The sequence below is a fragment of the Fictibacillus nanhaiensis genome, assembly GCF_042686385.1.
GTDB classification, from domain to species: domain Bacteria; phylum Bacillota; class Bacilli; order Bacillales; family Fictibacillaceae; genus Fictibacillus; species Fictibacillus nanhaiensis.
Map to the genome: position 1 here is coordinate 1,417,074 of NZ_JBHUPF010000006.1, position 21,098 is coordinate 1,438,171.

At 38.3% G+C, this 21,098-nt stretch carries 23 protein-coding genes and 6 tRNA genes; 23 read left to right on the plus strand and 6 right to left on the minus strand.

Annotation, left to right across the window (positions count from 1 at the left end):
- The first annotated feature begins 40 nt into the window (after positions 1–40).
- From ACFS5O_RS10680 to ACFS5O_RS10700, 5 genes are all read left to right on the plus strand, one after another.
- A complete protein-coding gene (locus tag ACFS5O_RS10680; protein WP_205726870.1) occupies positions 41–817 on the plus strand; it encodes a metal ABC transporter ATP-binding protein in 777 nt (258 codons plus the stop codon).
- Positions 818–829: 12 nt separating this feature from the next.
- Positions 830–1,678 carry a metal ABC transporter permease gene (locus tag ACFS5O_RS10685; protein WP_153237819.1) on the plus strand — a complete coding sequence of 283 codons (849 nt, stop codon included), beginning with the start codon at positions 830–832 and terminating at the stop codon, positions 1,676–1,678.
- Positions 1,679–1,686: 8 nt separating this feature from the next.
- Positions 1,687–2,100 carry a Fur family transcriptional regulator gene (locus tag ACFS5O_RS10690; protein WP_205727313.1) on the plus strand — a complete coding sequence of 138 codons (414 nt, stop codon included), beginning with the start codon at positions 1,687–1,689 and terminating at the stop codon, positions 2,098–2,100.
- A gap of 69 nt (positions 2,101–2,169) precedes the next feature.
- Complete coding sequence (locus ACFS5O_RS10695; RefSeq protein WP_066396215.1) at positions 2,170–2,382, plus strand: DUF1540 domain-containing protein; 213 nt, start codon at positions 2,170–2,172, stop codon at positions 2,380–2,382.
- A 115-nt stretch (positions 2,383–2,497) separates the two neighbouring features.
- Positions 2,498–2,881: a DUF4190 domain-containing protein gene (locus ACFS5O_RS10700; protein WP_205726869.1), complete on the plus strand. Its 384-nt coding sequence runs from the start codon at positions 2,498–2,500 to the stop codon at positions 2,879–2,881.
- Between the two features lie 484 nt (positions 2,882–3,365).
- Here ACFS5O_RS10700 and ispG read toward each other — a convergent pair whose 3' ends face one another.
- Both ispG and ACFS5O_RS10710 read right to left on the minus strand, forming a co-directional pair.
- A complete protein-coding gene (gene ispG, locus ACFS5O_RS10705; protein ID WP_205726868.1) occupies positions 3,366–4,478 on the minus strand; it encodes a flavodoxin-dependent (E)-4-hydroxy-3-methylbut-2-enyl-diphosphate synthase in 1,113 nt (370 codons plus the stop codon).
- Positions 4,479–4,582: 104 nt separating this feature from the next.
- Entirely contained in the window at positions 4,583–4,903 is a 321-nt protein-coding gene (locus ACFS5O_RS10710; protein WP_205726867.1) for a LysM peptidoglycan-binding domain-containing protein, read from the minus strand.
- Between the two features lie 169 nt (positions 4,904–5,072).
- Between ACFS5O_RS10710 and ACFS5O_RS10715 the strand changes: the two genes are divergently transcribed.
- Positions 5,073–5,948, plus strand: coding sequence for a DUF1002 domain-containing protein (locus ACFS5O_RS10715; protein ID WP_205726866.1), 876 nt, complete (start codon positions 5,073–5,075; stop codon positions 5,946–5,948).
- Positions 5,949–5,978: 30 nt separating this feature from the next.
- On the opposite strand, the gene ACFS5O_RS10720 is transcribed toward ACFS5O_RS10715, so the two are convergent.
- Positions 5,979–6,518 (minus strand): DUF1189 family protein, encoded by a 540-nt coding sequence (locus ACFS5O_RS10720; protein WP_205726865.1) that lies wholly within the window; start codon positions 6,516–6,518, stop codon positions 5,979–5,981.
- A 189-nt stretch (positions 6,519–6,707) separates the two neighbouring features.
- On the opposite strand from ACFS5O_RS10720, the gene ACFS5O_RS10725 reads away from it, so the two are divergent.
- The 9 genes from ACFS5O_RS10725 to ACFS5O_RS10765 all read left to right on the plus strand — a co-directional run bounded on the left by ACFS5O_RS10725 (position 6,708) and on the right by ACFS5O_RS10765 (position 10,523).
- On the plus strand, positions 6,708–8,312 hold the full coding sequence (locus tag ACFS5O_RS10725; RefSeq protein WP_205727312.1) for a Na/Pi cotransporter family protein: 1,605 nt from the start codon (positions 6,708–6,710) through the stop codon (positions 8,310–8,312).
- Positions 8,313–8,380: 68 nt separating this feature from the next.
- On the plus strand, positions 8,381–8,863 hold the full coding sequence (locus ACFS5O_RS10730; protein WP_205726864.1) for a DUF456 domain-containing protein: 483 nt from the start codon (positions 8,381–8,383) through the stop codon (positions 8,861–8,863).
- 153 nt (positions 8,864–9,016) lie between these two features.
- Positions 9,017–9,091 (plus strand) — tRNA-Asn (locus ACFS5O_RS10735).
- Positions 9,092–9,095: 4 nt separating this feature from the next.
- Positions 9,096–9,172, plus strand: a tRNA-Met gene (locus tag ACFS5O_RS10740).
- Between the two features lie 22 nt (positions 9,173–9,194).
- Positions 9,195–9,270 (plus strand) — tRNA-His (locus tag ACFS5O_RS10745).
- A 24-nt stretch (positions 9,271–9,294) separates the two neighbouring features.
- Positions 9,295–9,371, plus strand: a tRNA-Ile gene (locus tag ACFS5O_RS10750).
- 7 nt (positions 9,372–9,378) lie between these two features.
- Positions 9,379–9,471, plus strand: a tRNA-Ser gene (locus ACFS5O_RS10755).
- A gap of 149 nt (positions 9,472–9,620) precedes the next feature.
- A tRNA-Phe gene (locus ACFS5O_RS10760) sits at positions 9,621–9,696 on the plus strand.
- Between the two features lie 215 nt (positions 9,697–9,911).
- Positions 9,912–10,523 carry a superoxide dismutase gene (locus ACFS5O_RS10765; RefSeq protein WP_205726863.1) on the plus strand — a complete coding sequence of 204 codons (612 nt, stop codon included), beginning with the start codon at positions 9,912–9,914 and terminating at the stop codon, positions 10,521–10,523.
- 1 nt (position 10,524) lies between these two features.
- Here ACFS5O_RS10765 and ACFS5O_RS10770 read toward each other — a convergent pair whose 3' ends face one another.
- Complete coding sequence (locus ACFS5O_RS10770; RefSeq protein WP_205726862.1) at positions 10,525–10,785, minus strand: hypothetical protein; 261 nt, start codon at positions 10,783–10,785, stop codon at positions 10,525–10,527.
- 223 nt (positions 10,786–11,008) lie between these two features.
- Here ACFS5O_RS10770 and ACFS5O_RS10775 point away from each other — a divergent pair, with 223 nt between their 5' ends.
- From ACFS5O_RS10775 to phoU, 7 genes are all read left to right on the plus strand, one after another.
- Positions 11,009–12,289, plus strand: a complete 1,281-nt coding sequence (locus ACFS5O_RS10775) for an MFS transporter (RefSeq protein ID WP_205727311.1) — start codon at positions 11,009–11,011, stop codon at positions 12,287–12,289.
- Positions 12,290–12,408: 119 nt separating this feature from the next.
- Entirely contained in the window at positions 12,409–14,457 is a 2,049-nt protein-coding gene (locus tag ACFS5O_RS10780; RefSeq protein ID WP_205726861.1) for a penicillin-binding transpeptidase domain-containing protein, read from the plus strand.
- 233 nt (positions 14,458–14,690) lie between these two features.
- Positions 14,691–15,650 (plus strand): PstS family phosphate ABC transporter substrate-binding protein, encoded by a 960-nt coding sequence (locus tag ACFS5O_RS10785; RefSeq protein WP_205726860.1) that lies wholly within the window; start codon positions 14,691–14,693, stop codon positions 15,648–15,650.
- 149 nt (positions 15,651–15,799) lie between these two features.
- Positions 15,800–16,714: a phosphate ABC transporter permease subunit PstC gene (gene pstC, locus ACFS5O_RS10790; protein ID WP_205727310.1), complete on the plus strand. Its 915-nt coding sequence runs from the start codon at positions 15,800–15,802 to the stop codon at positions 16,712–16,714.
- On the plus strand, positions 16,714–17,592 hold the full coding sequence (pstA, locus tag ACFS5O_RS10795; protein WP_205726859.1) for a phosphate ABC transporter permease PstA: 879 nt from the start codon (positions 16,714–16,716) through the stop codon (positions 17,590–17,592). The genes pstC and pstA overlap by 1 nt, the downstream gene beginning before the upstream one ends.
- Before the next feature lie 46 nt (positions 17,593–17,638).
- On the plus strand, positions 17,639–18,424 hold the full coding sequence (pstB, locus tag ACFS5O_RS10800; RefSeq protein WP_379839636.1) for a phosphate ABC transporter ATP-binding protein PstB: 786 nt from the start codon (positions 17,639–17,641) through the stop codon (positions 18,422–18,424).
- Positions 18,425–18,448: 24 nt separating this feature from the next.
- A complete protein-coding gene (gene phoU / locus ACFS5O_RS10805; protein WP_205726857.1) occupies positions 18,449–19,108 on the plus strand; it encodes a phosphate signaling complex protein PhoU in 660 nt (219 codons plus the stop codon).
- A gap of 286 nt (positions 19,109–19,394) precedes the next feature.
- Here phoU and ACFS5O_RS10810 read toward each other — a convergent pair whose 3' ends face one another.
- Positions 19,395–19,862 carry a hypothetical protein gene (locus ACFS5O_RS10810; RefSeq protein ID WP_205726856.1) on the minus strand — a complete coding sequence of 156 codons (468 nt, stop codon included), beginning with the start codon at positions 19,860–19,862 and terminating at the stop codon, positions 19,395–19,397.
- Positions 19,863–19,881: 19 nt separating this feature from the next.
- Positions 19,882–20,073 (minus strand): hypothetical protein, encoded by a 192-nt coding sequence (locus tag ACFS5O_RS10815; RefSeq protein ID WP_066396184.1) that lies wholly within the window; start codon positions 20,071–20,073, stop codon positions 19,882–19,884.
- A 367-nt stretch (positions 20,074–20,440) separates the two neighbouring features.
- Here ACFS5O_RS10815 and ACFS5O_RS10820 point away from each other — a divergent pair, with 367 nt between their 5' ends.
- A complete protein-coding gene (locus ACFS5O_RS10820; RefSeq protein ID WP_205726855.1) occupies positions 20,441–21,088 on the plus strand; it encodes a DUF4912 domain-containing protein in 648 nt (215 codons plus the stop codon).
- Positions 21,089–21,098 lie beyond the last annotated feature (10 nt).

Here is a 21,098-nt window from a genome sequence, read left to right on the forward strand (position 1 = left end):
CTCATTACTACTTATTTTGAATTTCTCACGGAGGTTAATCATGAATAACAATATAGGGTCGATAGCCATTCGTGTAGATGACTTATCGTTTCATTATGGCGATAAAAATGTTCTCCAACATGTAACGATGGAGATTAAGAAAGGATCTTTTCTTGGACTAGTTGGTCCGAACGGTTCAGGTAAATCTACACTGATTAAATGTATATTAGGCCTTCAAAAGCCTCAAGAAGGAAACGTGTATCTTTTTGGGGAAAAAGTAAATAAATTTAATGACTGGGACAAGGTAGGGTATGTTTCACAAAAAGCAAATAGCTTTAACACCGCCTTTCCTGCAACAGCCTTCGAAGTTGTATCGATGGGTCTTTTTGGTAAAGTAGGATTGTTTAGATTCTTAAAAACATCAGATAAGAAGAAAGTTTGGGATGCATTAAAATCAGTAGGAATGGACCAATATGCACACCAGAACATTGGGGAGTTATCTGGGGGGCAGCAACAAAGAATTTTTATAGCTCGAGCTCTTGTCAGTGATCCCGAACTATTAATATTAGATGAACCTACAGTGGGGGTTGACACAGAGTCATCAGAGTCTTTTTATAAGATGCTCAAAGAACTGCACCGTGAGAATCATATGACACTTGTTTTAGTGACTCATGATGTCGGTGTGATGACGAATTATGTAACCGATGTTGCTTGTTTGAACAAACAGATACATTTTCATGGAAACACGAAGGAGTTTGAAGAAAGTTCGTCTGAAAATATATCTGCTTTTTATGGTCATCATGTTCATGTTCTTCACCATGATCATGGTCACGAGTAAGGGGAGGAACACATGTTACCGTTTTTAAAATATGAATTCTTACAAAATGCCTTCTTGACAGGAATTATGGTTGGTTTGCTTGCTCCTGTATTAGGGGTTTTTATTGTGGTAAGAAGGCAAGCGTTAATTGCAGATGCATTGTCTCATATCACATTAGCAGGTATTGCTGCTAATCTGCTTTTGGGAAAATGGTCTTCCTTCTTTGCTGCCGCGAATCCCATCTACATGGGGATGGCTTTCTCCGTTGGCGGAGCTATTTTTATTGAACAGCTAAGAAAAGTGTACAAACACTATGAGGAGCTTGCTATACCCATTATTATGTCGGCTGGAATAGGACTTAGTGTTATCTTTATCTCAATGGCAGACGGTTTCAACACAGATCTGTTCAACTATTTATTCGGAAGTATCATTGCGGTTAAGCGTTCGGATGTTTGGACTGTTTTTGCCATTCTTATTGTTGTTCTTTTATTTGTATTTTTTATGTACAAAGAATTATTTGTCTTATCTTTCGATGAGGAGCAAGGAAAGTTATCTGGTATTCGAAGTAACTGGATCTTGGTTGCTTTTATGGCGATAACGGCTCTAGTCATTGCTGCTTCGATGAAAATTGTTGGCATTCTCTTAGTATCAGCGCTGATGACGTTGCCTGTTGCGGCTAGTATCCGAATCGCTAAAGGATTTAAACAGGCAATTTGGCTCTCTGTTCTTTTTGGGGAAATCTCAGTCATTGCAGGTATGTTTTTATCTTATTACCTTGATCTTGCATCAGGCGGTACGATTGTTTTATGCTTGGTTGTTATATTATTCTTAAGTATTTTTTATAAAAAATTTACAGGTTCCAGAAAGGTGGGTCACTTGTGAAATTTGCGATGACGATCGAACAGGCAATGGACCTTCTTAAAGAAAAGGGCTATAAGTATACGGAAAAAAGAAAAGATCTTCTTTCCTTATTTGCTCGTGAAAAGAGATATCTTACGGCTAGAGAAGTTCAAGAATCACTCAAAGATAAGTATCCTGGACTTAGTTTTGATACGATCTATCGAAATTTAACCACTTTTGTTGATCTAGAATTACTTGAAGAAACAGAATGGGAAGGCGAGAAAAAGTTTCGGTTCACGTGTTCACATAATGAACATCATCATCACCTGATCTGCCTGACTTGTGGAAGTACGAAGTCCATTCATACGTGCCCGATGGAAGTGTTAGATAATGAACTGAACGGTTTTAATGTAACAGGGCATAAATTTGAGATCTATGGATATTGTGAAGCCTGTAAAAAATAAACTTTTTACAACGAATGGAGTATGTATCTCCTTTCATTTAGCCAAGCTAAAGTGAAAGGAGGTTTTTTTATGCCTGAAGTTAAATGTAATGTATCGAATTGTACGTACTGGGGGGAAGGCAACAACTGTGTAGCTGATGCCATTCTTGTAGAGATCGACAAGCATGCAAATATGTCTGTTGACATGAGTGCAGATGGGAGCCTCCATGGTGATGCGGCTCATAAAGATGCTGCCCACGATACAGCTGAAACATGTTGTCATACGTTTAGAGCTAAACATTAAGCAAAGAGGCCAATTACAGGCCTCTTTTTCAATGCCCATAAACTAACATCTATGAAAAAGTCACTTTAATGCCATAATAAGAACGCTCCTTAACACGATAAGAGGGGGAATCATCATGGCATACGAGAGAGATGACCGTACAATTAATAATAACGAAGCGGTATTTCGTGAAGAGATGGCTGCAGAAGCTGTACCAGTTCCTGTAAGAAGTGAGATGACGTTACCTGAGAACGAGAGACCTCGTTATTCAAATCATGACGATCATCACAAACACGAACATGAAGATTCACGGGAAAGAGCAGGAGGTAAAGCGACAGGGATCATCGCGATCATCTTGTCTGTACTATCTTTGTTCATCCTTCCTGTGTTGTTTGGGGCAGCAGGTATTATTGTCGGATTCATTGCCAGAAGACAAGGTGCACATTCGCTTGGTAATTGGGCGATCGGCATAGGTGTCGTATCCATTATCATTTCGTTGTTTTTTGCACCATTCTTTTAAAGGAAAAAGGAGCAAAGGAGAAGCTTACCGCTTCTTCTTTTTTATGGAATTAGGCTGTTTTTAAAAAGGCAGTTTTCGAAGGCTTTGTAGCTGGTGGAAGCAATTGATTTCCGTTTCAGCTGCTCGATTTCCGCGGGGCAGGGGGTGAGCCACATTTGGACGTTTCACTACTAAGTGTCTCATCTGTCCACCTGTCCTAGTGAAGGAACTCTCATCTTACACTTCAATCAACAGGGAAAGAGATAAATACAAACGATAGTTACTTTTAAGACGTTTTCTTATTACTTTCTATAGCAAGTTGATTGTAGCATTAAGTTGTCTATCTGCCACATGAGAAGCTTCTTGCTAGGCATACGACGAGGAAGTTCACTTCGTTAGCATAAACTTGAAGACGAAGGAGCAAAGAGGAAACCTTGACGCGGTCAGATGGAGACTCTTAATGGCGCAACTAGAAAAAGCTCCCGAAGATGGGAGCTTTTCAAATTTATACCTGCTGAGCCGCAGCTTCAGCTTTTAATTTTTCTTCATGTGCTTTTGCTAAAATGTCTACTTCTTTTTTAAGTTCATCTAATAGTTGATCTTCTGGAATCTTCCTTACGATTTCTCCGTGACGGAATAACAATCCTTCACCACGGGCACCAGCTATCCCGATATCCGCCTCACGTGCTTCTCCAGGTCCATTAACAGCACAACCAAGTACAGCAACTTTGATTGGAGCACGTACGTTTGAAATATATTCTTCCACTTCATTTGCGATTGAAATGAGATCGATCTCAATACGCCCACAAGTCGGACAAGAAATCAGTGTCGCAGCATCGGAAAGAAGTCCGAATGATTTCAATAGTTCACGTGCAACCTTAACTTCTTCAACAGGGTCTGCACTCAGTGAGATACGAACGGTGTTACCGATCCCTTTATGAAGGATAGCACCTAATCCAGCAGCACTTTTAACGGTACCTGCAAAAAGTGTACCTGATTCTGTGATCCCAAGGTGTAATGGATAATCAAAAGCTTTTGCAGCTTTTTCATAAGCTTCGATCGCAAGGTTGACATCAGATGCTTTCATAGAAACGATAATATCATGAAAATCAAGATCTTCTAAAATTTTTATATGGTGAAGAGCACTCTCGACCATACCATCTGCTGTAGGGTAACCGTACTTCTCAAGATATTTCTTCTCAAGAGAACCTGCGTTAACACCGATTCGAATCGGAATCCCTTTTTCTTTTGCAGCTTTTACCACAGCTTCAACCTTTTCACGACGACCGATGTTACCAGGATTGATTCTAATCTTGTCTGCTCCACCTTCGATTGCTTTTAACGCAAGCTTATAATCAAAGTGAATGTCTACAACTAGTGGAATATTAATTCTTTTCTTTATGTCTGCGATCGCTTCTGCAGCACGCATATCAGGACAAGCAACACGTACGATTTGGCATCCCGCTTCTTCCAATCGTAAGATTTCAGCTACTGTAGCCTCAACATCGTGTGTCTTTGTTGTTGTCATACTTTGTACAATAACCTGATTCGTTCCACCTATTGTTAAGTTTCCTACTTTTACAGGTCTTGTTTTAGAACGGTGGGTGATTTCACTCATTGGTGAATCGCTCCTTTTTTCAAATTGACAGTATTATTCTGTCCTATCATCAGTTCATTTTAGCAGGGAACATTTTGTTTTGACAAGTAATGTTACCTCACTTACTAATGATATAAAGGGAATTTGTAGGATTTACCTATTTGTATATTCTCTGGATTCGCCTCAGGGTTTAATGATTTAAAGTCTTTTAGCATAGAGACTATAGAATAATTGTTATTTGAATTCAGTTTCTCTACAACTGATATTAAAGTATCTCCCGGTGTTACTTCATAGGTTTTAAAGTTTTGTTTATTCTTCTCTTTTTTCTTTTCTTTATGTATTTCTGCGTTGGCAGGACTAGACTGAGGGAGTGTCCCGATTTTTAAATCATAGGCTACCACATATAAGATAAGCATGATTACACAAACTCTAATGAATCGTTTCATATATTCCCTCTCCTTTCGCATATGTTACTATATGCTTGTCCATTTTCTTTATGACAAGTTTAAAGTGACTTCTTTCTTTGGCATGGTGTAAAATGGAAAGGCAGGAAGGACAGAAAAAAATAAATTTCTGCGTAACTTTGTAGTTGTACCGATTGGAGAGGTGAATGTAATGAAAAAAGCAAAAGTACTTGCTCTGTTGTCTATAATGGTTGCAGCGCTATTTATTGCTCCTTTAAAAATGTACGCTGATGCTGCACCTGGCGACATTATTGTAACGTTGGGTGAGAACTTAACAGAACAACAAAAAAGTGAACTCTTAAAAGAAATGGACGTTCCTGCTGATGTGGAATCTGTAGTTGTAACAAACGAAGAAGAACATCAATATTTAGGCAACTATATTTCAAAAGCGCAAATCGGCTCAAAAGCGATCTCGTCAACAAAGATTACAATTGGAGATAAAGACCAAGGATTGTCGGTCAAGACGAATAATATTAATTGGGTAACAGAAGAAATGTACATGAATGCTTTGACGACTGCTGGTGTGACTGATGCAGAGATCTATGTCACAGCTCCCTTCGAAGTTTCAGGAACAGCAGCTTTAACAGGTATCATAAAAGCATACGAGTCTACTGCACAGATTGAGATTCCAGAAGCTCAAAAACAAGTGGCAAATGAAGAGATGGTAAAGACTGCCGAACTGGGAGAAAGAATCGGAACGAAAGAAGCCACTGAGTTGATGACACGTGTTAAAGAAGAAATAGCAAAAAATCCGGTACAATCAGAAGAAGATCTGCGAGCTTTAATAGAAAAAGTTGCAAAAGATATGGGGATTGAATTAACACAAGAAGAACTAAATGGATTGCTTGCGTTGTTCAATAAAATGAAAGAACTTAATATCGATTGGGATCAAGTTCAAAATGGCTTAAAAGACATAAGTAATAATCTTGGTGATTTCTTAAAAGACGAGGAAACACAGTCTTTCTTCCAAAAGATTATCGATTTCTTTATGGCCATCATTGAAGCGATTAAATCATTATTTAAATAGAATTCAAAAAAGCGGCCTTTAGCCGCTTTTTTATTTTTTTCTAGGTATCTTGGTAATAGAGAGAACACATATGAGAAAAGCAAATAACCAAAACCAAAAGAAAGAATATGGGATATGGATATTAAAAAAGAATAGTACTGTTAGTAACACGGATGGAATGGTGATGGAGTAGCAAGATAATACCCATAGGTGTCTGTAAGATTGTTTTCTTTTAAGAAGTTGTGCAACTGGAATGATTACGGCAGCTAGAATAGAAGCGCCAGAAAACAAGATACCTGAAAAGATTACATACATCACGACATATATTACCGCAATAATGATAGGGAAGATGCCATCTAATGTGGAAGCGAAGTTTTGCATTTGATTAGCATTTAATCCAAAACTCTCAAAATTGTTTAGAGGTTGATTTTTAGATAAAAGACCAACTAAAAATAAGCTGAATACAGGTATCATACATAATAGTGTTAACAATAATACATACATGATAGTACTGCCGACCCCTAAGAAACGAAAAGATGCGATAGATTTAAACGACCATAAACTTTTGACAAAACGAATATGTAATTTCATGTGAAAAGCTCCTTTTATTGTTAGCATCATTAGTGTACATGAATGGATAGCTTTCGACAATATCCTTCATTTGTAAAGGTAATGTTACAAATCCTCTATTTTTATTTACACAAACAACACAAATGGAGATAATGGCGGAGGTTGATAAAAGATAGTTATAAGGAGCTGTAAACATTGAATTATCAAGAAATGTTATTTCAATTTATCGGAGGACTGGGGATCTTCTTGTTTGGTATTAAGTACATGGGAGATGGCCTTCAAAATTCTGCAGGAGACCGATTACGAGAAATACTTGATAAATTAACAACAAATCCTTTTATGGGAGTTTTAGCAGGGATATTTGTAACAGTATTAATTCAAAGTAGTTCGGGCACGACTGTTCTTACTGTCGGACTAGTGAATGCTGGTTTCTTAACATTACGCCAAGCTATTGGTGTAATCATGGGTGCCAATATCGGTACTACGATTACATCATTTATCATCGGTATTGATGTAGGAGAATACGCACTGCCGATCATTGCAGTTGGTTCGATCTTAATTTTCTTCTTTAAGAATCCTAAATACAATTATTTTGGACAGATTACATTCGGTTTTGGTGCACTATTCCTAGGTCTTGAACTAATGGGAGACGGTATGAAGCCACTACGCAGTCTTCAATCGTTTCAAGATTTAACCGTTTCTATGAGTGATAATCCGATTCTTGGTGTAGTAATCGGAACGTTATTTACGGTAATCGTTCAGTCTTCAAGTGCAACGATCGGAATCTTACAAGAGCTTTATTCACAAAACATGATCGATTTAAAAGCTGCACTTCCTGTGTTGTTCGGTGATAATATCGGAACGACGATCACAGCTATTCTTGCAGCGATCGGAACAACTGTTGCAGCAAGACGTGCTGCACTTACTCACGTTATCTTTAATCTAATTGGAACGCTTATCTTCTTGATCATACTTGTTCCTTTTAGACACTATATTGAATTCTTAACAACAAAATTAGATTTAGAACCTGCTATGCAGATTGCCTTTGCGCATGGAACTTTTAATGTAACGAACGTTTTTATCCAATTCTGGTTTATTGGTGCACTAGCATACGTCGTAACAAAGTTAATTAAAGGTGAAGATGTTCTTATTGAATACAAAGCTAAACACCTTGATGAAATTGTATTGGAAACAGCACCGTCATTAGCTATTAGACAAGCAAAACAAGAGATTATTCGAATGGCTAATTATTCGCAGAGCGGATTAAAAGAAGCGATTACTTATCTGAACGAAAAAGACAAGAAGAATGCAGACCTTGCCCTACAATATGAAGAAGCGATTAACAACTTAGATCGTCAAATTACAGCATATTTGGTCAAATTGTCTGCTCATCCGTTGACTCCTCACGAATCAAACGAACACTCTATGCTATTGGATACGTCTCGTGATATAGAGCGTATTGGAGATCATATGGAAAATATTATTGAGCTCGTGGACTATCAATTACGTAACAATGTGCGTTTAACAGATACGGCAAAACAAGACCTTGATGAAATGTTCACGTTAACTGTCTCTACGGTAGATAAAGCAGTTAAAGCACTTGAAGAAGGTAATGCAGAACTAGCAACTGAAGTCTTAGGCTTAGAAGACAAAATTGATAAGATGGAGCGTACGCTTCGTAAGCAACATATCATGCGGATGAATGAGGGTCAGTGTGACGGAAATGCTGGTATCGTGTTTGTTGATATCATCAGTAACCTCGAAAGAATAGGGGATCACGCTGTAAATATTGCAGAAGCTGTATTAGAGAAGTAGAATGAAACCAAGAGGCAGGATAGTCTCTTGGTTTTTTTAGTTCTACTGTTTATGAAGGAGAATTACATATGGATATCTTATATTGGATCATTATAGGTATAACCTTTCTAGTTAGCTTTATAGCTTTAATCTATCCGATCTTGCCGGGTGTATTATTTCTTGCCGCAGGTTTTGTTATTTATGGACTTGCTTTTTCATTTGAACCGTTCACACCATTCTTCATTATTGTACAGGTCCTATTATTTATCAGTTTATTCATCGTGGACTATGTAGGGAATGCATATGCCGTAAAGAAGAAAGGTGGATCGAAGGCTGCCCTATGGGGAAGTACGATCGGTTTGATCGCGGGACCATTTGTTATTCCAGTTGCAGGAATCTTGCTTGGCCCGTTTATAGGTGCTGTAGTAGCAGAAATGATTTTTCAGAGGAAAGGACTCAAACTTGCTGTATCGATAGGCATAGGGACAGTTCTAGCCTTTATAGGCACCACACTAATAAAAGTGCTTACACAAGCCATCATGATTGGTTATTTTTATTTCCAAGTCCTATAAAACTCGCTTGCTAATTATGGACCACCATGCTATATTATTTTTGTTCTGAAAAAGCACATGTGTTCGTTTAGATTAATTTCTAAAATGTTATTGACTTTAAATGCGACATCGTGCTATAGTAGTTCTTGTCCTTAACAAACGTTAAGACGTTATTCCACAGTAGCTCAGTGGTAGAGCTATCGGCTGTTAACCGATCGGTCGTAGGTTCGAGTCCTACCTGTGGAGCCATTTTGGCGGTGTAGCTCAGCTGGCTAGAGCGTACGGTTCATACCCGTGAGGTCGTGGGTTCGACTCCCTCCGCCGCTACCAAAATGTTTTTTTACTCACGATGGCGGTCGTGGCGAAGTGGTTAACGCATCGGATTGTGGTTCCGACATTCGGGGGTTCGATTCCCCTCGTCCGCCCCATAACATTTACATAAGTACTTCATTGGACCCTTAGCTCAGTTGGTCAGAGCGGTCGGCTCATAACCGATTGGTCGTAGGTTCGAGTCCTACAGGGTCCACCATAATCGAGGAGGTATACCCAAGTCCGGCTGAAGGGATCGGTCTTGAAAACCGACAGGGGTTTAACGACCCGCGGGGGTTCGAATCCCTCTACCTCCTCCATTACATATTTATTTTGGCTCGATAGCTACGAGCTTTACAGCACGAGTATGCTACGAGTTGTCTCGACGTATACACCCCAGGGTGAGCGTGTAGAGGAAGAGACACAGTAATTGAATAAAAACCAATGAATTTTGGTTCTTAAAATTTTTGGCTCGATAGCTCAGTCGGTAGAGCAGAGGACTGAAAATCCTCGTGTCGGCGGTTCGATTCCGTCTCGAGCCACCATACATACATAACATCAAACCTTACGACATGCATGTCGTAAGGTTTTTTTATGTTTAAAAAGGGTAGAGTGTTTAAGAATTGAAAGTTCATTATAAATTTGATAAGGTAAACATGTTGAATACTTTCTAAACAAGTAAGTTGATTAAATGGTTTCACTTTTCAAGTAATCTTGAAAATGAACATAAATTATTACATATTATGAGGAGGAAATGAACATGGCTAAATTTGAACTGCCTGCATTACCTTATGAAACAAGTGCTCTTGAACCGCATATTGACAAAGAAACAATGGAGATCCACCACGGTCGCCACCACAAAACATACGTTGATAACTTGAACGCTGCTCTTGAAGGTCAAGCTGAGTTTGAAAACAAAAGCTTAGAAGATCTTCTTACGAATTTAGATGCTCTTCCACAAAGCATCCAAACCGCTGTTAGAAACAATGGTGGTGGACATGCTAACCACAGCTTATTCTGGGAAGTGATCGCACCAGGTGGAGCGAACACACCTTCTGGAGAACTTGCTGAAAAGATCAACAACAAATTTGGAAGTCTTGATGCATTTAAAGAAGAGTTTGCGAACGCAGGGAAAACAAGATTCGGTTCTGGTTGGGCTTGGTTAGTAGTAAACAATGGTGAACTAGAAGTAACGAGCACTCCAAACCAAGATACTCCGGTTATGGAAGGAAAAACACCTATCCTAGGACTTGATGTTTGGGAGCACGCTTACTATCTGAAGTACCAAAACAAACGTCCTGATTATATTTCAGCATTCTGGAACGTTGTAAACTGGGATGAAGTTAAAAAGCGTTATAACGAAGCTAAATAATCTAAGTCACTAAGCCGCTGGCATGCCAGTGGCTTTTTATTATGCCTTTATCATGAATTTCATAATGATCAGATAATGTTACAAGTAATTCATCTAACGTAAAGTTGCCATCACCAAAGGAAACAGTGGACTGAACAACAAATACGTTTTTAGCCTGAAAAAACCAAAGGAGTCGATGGTCTGTAGTATTTTTCTTAGAACGCTGTAAGGATTGAAACAAGAGTTGTTGATCAACAAGATCAAATATCCAATACTGAAACAAATTCGTTCCCTCCTTCTTTGTAAAATATTGTACTTTACACATGCTTTTTGATTCGTTCATTATAATTTCTTTTCTTATTCAAGTTGATAAAGCACAAGATTGTAAGAGGGTTACTTCTATAGAGCTTTATTGAAGCCAACCTTGCAAAAAAATCCAATTTTCTTAAAAGTGAATAGCTCCTATCGTCTTGAAAGACACTAACGACGAAATGTAAGGGGGCGAAATCATGAGAATCAAAAAAATCATGGATACCGACCAATACCCTAAAGATTTGTATTTGTTGTTATTTGTAGGTGGATTGTTTACGTTAAGTACAGCTCTATCTAATACATTTGTTAACATATTTCTTTGGAAGCAATCGGGTAAGATCACGGATATTGCGTGTTATAACTTATCAATTGTTGTTATGCAGCCAATAGCGTTCTACTTTGCTGGTTGGTTTGCGAAAAAGATCGATCGCGTCATCGTATTAAGGATTGGAGTTTTCATCCTTGCAATGTTTTATATCGGAGTCCTTTTTATGGGTTCGATGGCGAGTAATTACCTAATCCTATTAGGAGCCATGTTAGGGTTTGGGTTGGGATTTTACTGGCTAGCATTTAATGTTTTAACTCTTGAAGTTACTGAACCTGAGACAAGAGACTTTTTTAACGGATATTTGGGTGTTTTAAATTCGATATCAGGTATGATCGGACCGCTGAGCGCAGGTTATATCATTACTAGGATGGACAAACATTTGGGGTATGAAACCATATTCAGTATTTCAATGGTTTTATTTTTGATAGCCGTGGTCATCAGTTTTTTTTTAAAAAGGAGAAAAGCAGATGGTCTGTACGGTATTAGAAAGGTTTTACAAGAACGTAAGCGAGATAAAGCTTGGCTGCAACTATTGAGAGCACACTTTTTTCAAGGATTCCGTGAAGGAACGTTTATATTTTTGATCGTGATTTGGGTATATACCGCTTCTAAAAGTGAATTTGCACTCGGAACGTATGGATTCGTCCAGTCTTTTGTTTCTTTTATCGGATATTATTGTGTGTCACACTATTTACATCCTAAAAATCGTATGAAGGCCATATTTGGGGGCGGACTGCTGTTATTCGTGTCTCCATTTATGTTATTATTCCCTGTTTCATTTACACTTCTGATTATTTACGGAGTATCAGTATCGATCGCTTACCCATTATTGTTAGTTCCCTATGTGTCATTGACTTATGATATTATCGGGAAATGTCGTGGTATTCATGAAAAAAGGATAGAGTATATTGTGGTACGCGAGATGTATTTAAATGCAGGAAGAATCGTTTCCATTCTTACGTTTATCATCGTAGTACATCTTTTATCAGAAGAAAAAGGTATTCCTATATTACTTCCTATTCTAGGTGCTGGTCACTTTTTTATTTATTTCTGTTTAAGAAAAGTTGCGGTCTCTCCCCATAACTCTTCAGAAACGATTGAGATTGCTGAAACTCAACAAGATGGGAACAATGCAAATAAACAATGATTATCTTTTGACATAATAACCTTGGTAAGGATACTATATTATGTAGATATAATTACCGGTTCGCTTTAGACACCTTTTTTAGGGTGTCTGTGCTGTTTTAAAGGGAGATTTACAATATTATGAAAACAAAAGATAAGAAGAAGAATCATGTACCTATTCGTATCAATGCCTTATTCATCTCTGTATTTTTTCTCTTTTCTGTTCTGGTTCTCCGCCTTGGCTATGTGCAGATCGTAAAAGGAGAGGAATATCAGCGGACGGCATATTTAACGGAAAATGTTACAACAAAGCTTGATGCTCCACGAGGGAAGATGCTCGATGCAAACTACCGCGTAGTGGTAGACAACGAACCTGTTTTCTCTATTACATATACGAGAACACAAGAAGCTGATGCAAAGGAAAGACATCAGTTGGCATTGAAACTTGCAGATCTTATCGAAAAACCAACAGATGAACTAACCGAGCGAGATAAAAAAGATTACTTTATTTTTCTAAATGAAAAGCAAGTAGAGTCAAGGATCTCTAAAGAGGAAAAAAAGGACACACCTCCAGAAGAACTTTATGATCTTATGCTAGAGAAAGTAACAGAAAAGGATATTAACTCATTTTCGGAAAAAGAACTTGAAGTATTGGCGATAAAAAGTGAGATGGACCGAGGCTACACCTTGTCACCACAACGTATAAAGATTGGAGCGACCGAAAAAGAGATCGCGATGATCAGTGAGCATCTACCCGAGTTAGAAGGCGTGGATATTAAGCCGGATGCTGAACGATCTTATCCGTTTAAAGAATCATTCCGTGATATATTCGGCCAAGTAAAACAAATTCCAAAATCGAGAATGGACTATTATACTTCTCGAGGCAACGATCGTAATGATATGGTTGGAACGAGTTTTCTGGAAGAACAATACGAATCACTCCTTCGCGGCACAAAAACAAAGATTAAATATGTGACAGACAAAAAAGGAAATCCAGTAGGAGATCCTGTTGAAGAAGAAGGAGCGAGAGGCAGCGATCTTGTACTAACAGTAGATATGAGTCTTCAACAAGAGGTCGAAAAAGTCATCGAAGAAAAATTAAAAGACGCTATACGAGGGAAAAATGCATATGCAAACAGTAAGTTAGATAGTGCGTATGTTGTGATGATGGATCCGAATACGGGTGCAATCCTCTCTATGGCTGCTAAGGAGTATGATCGGAAAACCGGAAAATTTATCGACATCCCGTTTGGTAACGTTTATCATTCCTATGCGATGGGGTCAACCGTTAAAGGAGCTACCGTGCTCACTGGTTTACAACAAGGTGTGGTATCACCAAATACAGTGATATACGATGCACCACTTACATTTGGAGATGGAAGATCTTTGAAATCTCATGAAAGCATGGGACCGGTTGATGCTGTCGAAGCGCTGGAGCGTTCATCAAACGTTTATATGTGGCATATTGCCATGAAACTTGCGGGATACGATTATTCGAATAAACGGTTTAAAGAGAATAAAGTACAAGAAGCGTTCGAAATTTTAAGGAACTCATACAGTCAGTTCGGGCTTGGTGTACCAACTGGAATAGATCTTCCTTCAGAAGCTACTGGGTATAATACCGGAATGAGCCGTGAACTATCACAAGCCATGTTCTTCTCTATCGGTCAATTTGATACGTATACACCGATGCAGATGGCACAATATGTTTCAACTATTGCCAATGGCGGATTAAGGATGCAGCCGCATCTCTTGAAAGAAGTGAGAGAGCCATCTGTAGATCCAAATAAATTAGGAAAGCTTCAATACCGTTTTGAGCCAAACGTCTTAAATAAGATTGAGATGTCACCTAGTCAAATAAAGGTTGTACAAAAAGGATTTTATGAAGTGATGCATGGTAATAACGGTACCGCTGCGTGGAAGTTTAAGAACAAAGACTATAATCCAGCAGGAAAGACAGGTACTGCTGAGATTGATAAAGCTACCGGAATCGTAAACAAAACATTGATCGGATATGCACCTTACGAAAATCCAGAAGTAGCATTTGCTGTTGTAGTTCCAGATATTAAAGAAGGGAATACAAATAGTGAGATTGCTGAAGGTGCGTTGGATGCATACTTTTCTATGAAAAAAGAAGGTGTACCAACAAAGCCTGAATCAAATGAAGAAAATACTGAGGAACCGCGCTAATAAGTGCGGTTCTTTTTTGTATAGATAAATTAGGATTGCAAAGAATAAGAACATATTCATGGATAAACCAGTCTTAACAATACCTTTACAATTCATTAAAACGTAGTTCACATTCAAGGTTTATTGTAGAACATGTAAGAAAGAAACGAGCTTTAAAAAAGGGATCATGACCTGAGAAGAACTTCTCTAACATGATAAGACGAAATAATCATAATTTAGGGGGACCTATCAAGATGAAGAAAATGAAGTCTGTGTACCTTTTAGCAGTAATGTCGCTAATCCTAGTTTTCGCAGCAGCATGTGGAAATAAGAGTGAAGATGGAGCTGCAGGCGGCGGGGATCTTAGCGGAAAGATTAAAATTGATGGATCTTCCACAGTATTCCCAATCATGGAAGCTGTTTCTGAAGAATTCCAAGCAACAAATCCTGAAGTACAAGCACCAGTAGGAGTATCTGGAACTGGTGGAGGTTTTGAAAAATTCGTTCGTGGAGAATTAGATCTTGCTAACGCTTCTCGTCCGATCAAAGACGAAGAGAAAAAAGCAGCTGAAGATAAAGGTATTGAATATACGGAATTTGAACTTGCGAAAGATGGTCTTTCAGTAGTTGTTTCAAAAGATAACGACTTTATTGATCACCTTACACTTGATGAACTAAAAAAGATTTTCTTAGAAGAAAACCCTGCTAAAACATGGGCTGATGTTCGTGAAGGATGGCCAAAGGAAAAAATCGAAGTCTTCTCTCCAGGAACGGACTCTGGAACGTATGACTACTTCGATGAAGTAATCCTTGAAGAAAAACCAATGCGTCGTGACGCACAGCTTTCTGAAGATGATAACGTTCTAGTACAAGGTGTTACAGGTTCTAAAGATGCAATTGGATTCTTTGGATATGCATACTACCAAGCAAACAAAGATAAATTAAAAGCTGTTCCAATCGATGGTGGTAACGGTCCAGTTGAACCAACGCCAAAGACAATTGAATCTGGAGAATATGCACCACTTTCTCGCCCGTTGTTCACATATGTAAATAACAAATCATTAAAAGATAACGAAGCAGTGTATGAATATGTGAAGTTTGCTCTTGAAAACTCAGGTGAGCTTGCTTCTTCTGATACGATCGGATACGTTTCTCTTCCGAAGGAAAAATACGAAGAGCAAATGAAAAAGCTAGATGAGCTAGCAGGTAAATAATTGTCCTTTATTGAAGTAAAGGAATAAGAATCATATAACAGGGTGAGGAGTGGGAAAGCTCCTCACCTTTTCACCTGTTTAGTATTGTCGAATTATAGGAGGTCTTATTGGTGTCCAGAGATAAATCAAACCAAAAATCAATCCGCTCTATGATTCAGGAGAATAAGTCTTCAAGAAGTCAATCGGCGGTAATGGAAAAGGTAGTTCCAAAACTCTTTTTAATCTGTGCAATCATATCTATCTTTACAACAATAGGTATTGTCTTTACATTGTTAACAGAAACTTTTACTTTTTTTAATCGAATCTCAATAGTTGAATTTTTCACGAACACAAGATGGTTCCCTTTTGCAGCTGACAAACATGCAGACTTTGGGATTATTGCTCTTATCATGGGTACATTGACTGTTACTGCTATTGCGATGGTTGTAGCGATTCCAATCGGTCTAGCTGCTGCTATCTATTTAAGTGAATATGCATCTGCAAAAACGAGAAAAGTAATTAAGCCGATCTTAGAAGTGTTAGCTGGGATTCCTACGATTGTTTATGGATTCTTTGCACTCACGTTCGTTACACCTTTATTAGATAAAATAATCCCGGGCGGAATTTCAATCTTTAACGCACTAAGTCCCGGGATCGTAGTAGGGATCATGATCATTCCGATGATCGCTTCATTATCTGAAGATGCGATGAATGCCGTACCAAACTCTATGAGAGAAGGTGCATTGGCTCTCGGTGCAACACGTTTTGAAGTAGCGATGAAAGTAGTACTTCCAGCAGCACTCTCAGGAGTGATTGCATCTTTCGTACTAGGAATATCCAGAGCAATCGGTGAAACGATGATCGTTACCATTGCAGGTGGTTCTAGACCAACTGCAGATATCAATTTAACAGAGTCTATCCAAACGATGACAGCTTATATCGTTCAGGTCAGCCAAGGTGACACGGGCTATGGTACTACGATCTATTACAGTATATATGCTGTAGGTATGACTTTGTTCGTATTCACATTAATCATGAATTTACTTGCTCAATTCATTTCCCGCAAGTTTAGGGAGGAATATTAATGGCATTAATCAATAAAGAATCTGTTAAAAAAAGAATGGGTACCCGATTAGCAGCGAACGGTGTTGCTAAGTTCCTATTTATTCTTGCAACATTGTTTTCCTTACTCGTACTAGGAGTTTTGATCTACCGAATATTATCAGAAGGTTTACCTTATTTAAGTTTAGACTTCATTACAAATTTTGCATCTCGAATGCCTGAACGTGCAGGTATATGGGCTGCGCTACTCGGTACCATTTGGGTGATGGCTGTCACTGCACCGGTTTCATTCATACTTGGTGTTGGAACCGCGATCTATTTAGAAGAATATGCGAAAAAGAATGCATTTACAAAGTTCGTACAAATTAATATCTCGAATTTAGCTGGCGTTCCATCGATCGTATTCGGACTTTTAGGTCTAACGATCTTCGTTCGTCTACTTGGATTAGGATCAAGCGTACTGGCAGGTGGTCTGACGATGAGTCTATTAATCCTTCCTGTTATCGTAGTCGCTTCACAAGAGGCAATCCGAACGGTGCCAAGAGAAATTCGAGAAGCCTCTTTCGGAATGGGAGCTACAAAATGGCAGACGATCAGAAGAATCGTGTTTCCTGCAGCGCTTCCTGGAATCTTAACAGGAACGATACTTGCTTTATCACGTGCTGTAGGTGAGACTGCACCACTATTAGTATTAGGTGCATTGGCGTATGTAGCATTTGTTCCAGAAAACATTTTCTCGCAGTTCACTGTATTACCGATTCAGCTTTACAACTGGACGAGTAGACCGCAAGAAGAGTTTCATATGATTGCAGCAAGTGGGATTATCATTTTATTAATTATCTTGCTGATCATGAATTCAATCGCAGTATTAATCCGAAATAAGTTTCATAAACGCTTCTAATAGAGAGTAGGAGGACGAGAGAATGGATATTACAATCAACAAACAAATGGTTCAAAAAAATGAGAAAGAAAAGGATTTTACACCTGTTTTTAAGATTAATAATCTAAACTTATGGTATGGACAAGATCATGCCTTAAAAGATATTAAATTTGATATTCCAGAAAAGCAGGTTACGGCAATCATCGGACCATCAGGTTGCGGTAAATCAACGTTTATTAAAACGTTAAACAGAATGGTAGAAATGGTTCCAATCGTTCGTATGTCTGGGGAAATTGTGTATCGAGAAAAGAATATTTTTGATCCCAAATACGGTGTGGAAGAACTTCGTACACAAGTTGGTATGGTGTTTCAAAAACCAAATCCGTTTCCTAAGTCTATTTATGAGAATGTAGCTTACGGCCCTCGTATTCATGGGATCAAGAACAAAAAAGTCTTAGATGAAGTAGTAGAGAAAAGCTTAAGAGGTGCAGCAATCTGGGACGAAGTGAAAGACCGACTTCATGAGAATGCCTACGGCTTATCTGGTGGACAACAGCAGCGTTTATGTATTGCAAGATGTTTGGCGATCGAACCAGATGTCATTCTTATGGATGAACCTACTTCTGCTTTAGACCCGATTTCAACTTTAAAAGTTGAAGAACTGGTGCAAGAACTTAAGAAAGACTATAGCATCGTTATCGTGACACATAATATGCAACAAGCTGCTCGTATTTCAGATCGCACGGCATTCTTCTTAAATGGAGAAGTTGTGGAATATACAGATACAAGCACACTGTTCTCGAATCCATCAGATAAGCGAACAGAAGATTATATTACAGGACGATTTGGTTAAACAAAGAAAATAGGAGTGAGATAAATGGTTGTTCGTGAAAATTTTCAGCTTCAGTTAGAAGAGATGAAACAAGCGATCGTTCAGATTTCTAAATTGGCAGAGGAAGCATTAGAGCTCTCTGTCGAAGCATTAAAGAATCAAGATCTCGATAAAGCCTTACAGATTATTGAAAATGATAATCGTATCAATGTCCTTGAAGATGAAATCAACGACATGGCCATTCTCTTAATCGCTAAACAAGCCCCTGTAGCATCTGATCTTAGACGAATTATTGCTGCGATCAAAATTTCGTCCGATATTGAACGAATGGCTGACTTTGCGGTTAATATAGCAAAGTCAACGATACGGATTGGAAAGCAAGAGCTTATTAAGCCACTAGAAGAGCTCCCTAAGATGGCACATCATGCGATCTCTATGCTTACAACTGCTACTAAAGCATATGTAGAAGAAGATGTTGCCCTAGCGAAGCAATTAGCAGAACTAGATGATGAAGTAGATGAAACATACGGAAAGATTATAAAAGAGCTATTAGAGCTCATGACTAAAAATCCTGAACATCTTTCTCAGATTAGTCAGCTCCTGTTTGTATGCAGATATATCGAGCGTACAGCGGACCACGCAACGAACATTGCAGAAAGCATCATCTTTCTTGTAAAAGGGAAGAGATATGGTTTAAACGATTAAACAAACAAAAGAAGCGAGCACTGATTATTTCAGTGGTCGCTTCTTTTATTATCGCTCTTTTCTACTAAAAGATTGTTGCTTTGAACTCCTTATCACCTTTGACAATTGATTGTAGTGGAAGGTGCGAGACTCTTACGGGACAGGCGGGCAGGTGAGACACTTAAGAGTGAAACGTACGAATGTGGCTCACCGCCTGCCCCGTGGAAAGCGAGCAGCCTGGAACGGAAATCAACACTTTCAAAAGCAACAAAGTTTACGAAAACAGCCTTTATTTTATTATGTAGAATTATGAACTTGTTATTTCTTTTGCGATCTCGTCAAAACTCATCTTGCTGTTAACTTGATGCGATTCAGCTCTAACTGCGCCTTCTAAGTTGTTCGAGCGAAGATATTTTAAGAATTCATCGCTATTTTTAATGATGTTCTCTTTTTGCAGAAGATCACATACTTCTCCAGTACTCATTCCTTGAGTAATCGTTAAAGTCATCTGATACACTTTTTCTTCCTCTTTTGGAGGAACAGCTTTAGGTTCTTCTTTTGCAACCGGAGCAGCAACTTTATCATCCGTGTCTTTAAGTGAAGTATACTCTTCCTCTGAAATTGCTAACTCGCCTTTTTCAGAAAGATATTCAGCTACCGATTCATCTGTTAGTACAGAAGTTTTATCAGTATCGGCTGTATAATAAAAACCAGCCAAAATTCCTGTTGAAAGGATAATACCTGCTGAAAATCCGCGAAGGTTTTTGCTTGTCATACTCATTACCCCTCACAAATTAGTTCTTATCATTAATCATCATTTCATCTTCAAGAACTTTTAGTTTCTTCTTTATTTGATAGATTTCTTTCATTAACTGAATAGTAAAGTTCTCGAGCTGTGTTTCAACTGAAGCTTCCTTATTTTTTCTAAAGGAAAGAATCAAAAGAATAACACCTACTAGTAACAATCCAAAAATAGCAAACTCCATAATATCCTCCCTAATATAAAGCTATACCCTTTACTTTTATAACATAGTATTTTGCTGTGGTATAGGCTTTTTCGCAAAAGTTTACACAAATTACTACAATTCGACTATTTTCTCATTTCTCTCCAATAAAAAGCAGGAAAGAATGTAATAAAAGCGACGGTTTTTGTCTTACTTTGTCAATTTGACAGAATAATCTGAGAGATTAACCGGTTACAAAAACTTTACATATACGGAAATCTCAAGTGGGATAAGGAAGCGTCATTTTTCGACTTTTTTGACACATTGTATATAAAAATGTCCAGTGATACGATTATAAAAAATATGGTATTAATAAACGTTTATTAGAATAATTGATTAGGATGAGGTGATGAACTTGATCGAAGATATTGTGAAATTAAAGGAGAATGGGTTAACTCTTCAAGAGATCGCACAAAGAATGAACATGTCTTTAGGAAAGGTTCAGTATCGCTGGAATAAATACCGGCAGCAACAAGCACCAACGACTCAAGAACTTTCATCTCAACAGGTTCTTAAAGTAGAGAAGTGGTCGATGCCTTTCGAATATGAAGAGGCTACTGTTCATTTAATGCCAAGGAGCCAAGATAGTTTGTATGCTTATTGGAGTTTTTCAGAATCAACAAAGCAGATGGCAGAACATCACTTTCGCACGAAATGGGAAGACCTTCCATCGATATTAAAGATCTATGACGTTACGGATATTGATTTCTATGGACATAATGCTCATCGGACGTTTGAAGTAGAGCTTCCGCCGATGACAAACAACTGGTTCCTGCAATTTTTAGAACCTGGGCGAACGTATGTCGTTGATATTGGTACGCGTACGTTCGATGGCAGTTTTTTTACTCTATTACGATCAAATCCTGCAGAGACTAGCCCTTCTTTATATAATAGTCTTCACGATGAAAAAATCGACAGATGGAAACACCAAAGGGTTGAACAACCGGAATGGCTTGAAAATTTTTCGACCTATTCTTATTATCAAAAAATTAGATAGGAGAGTAAAA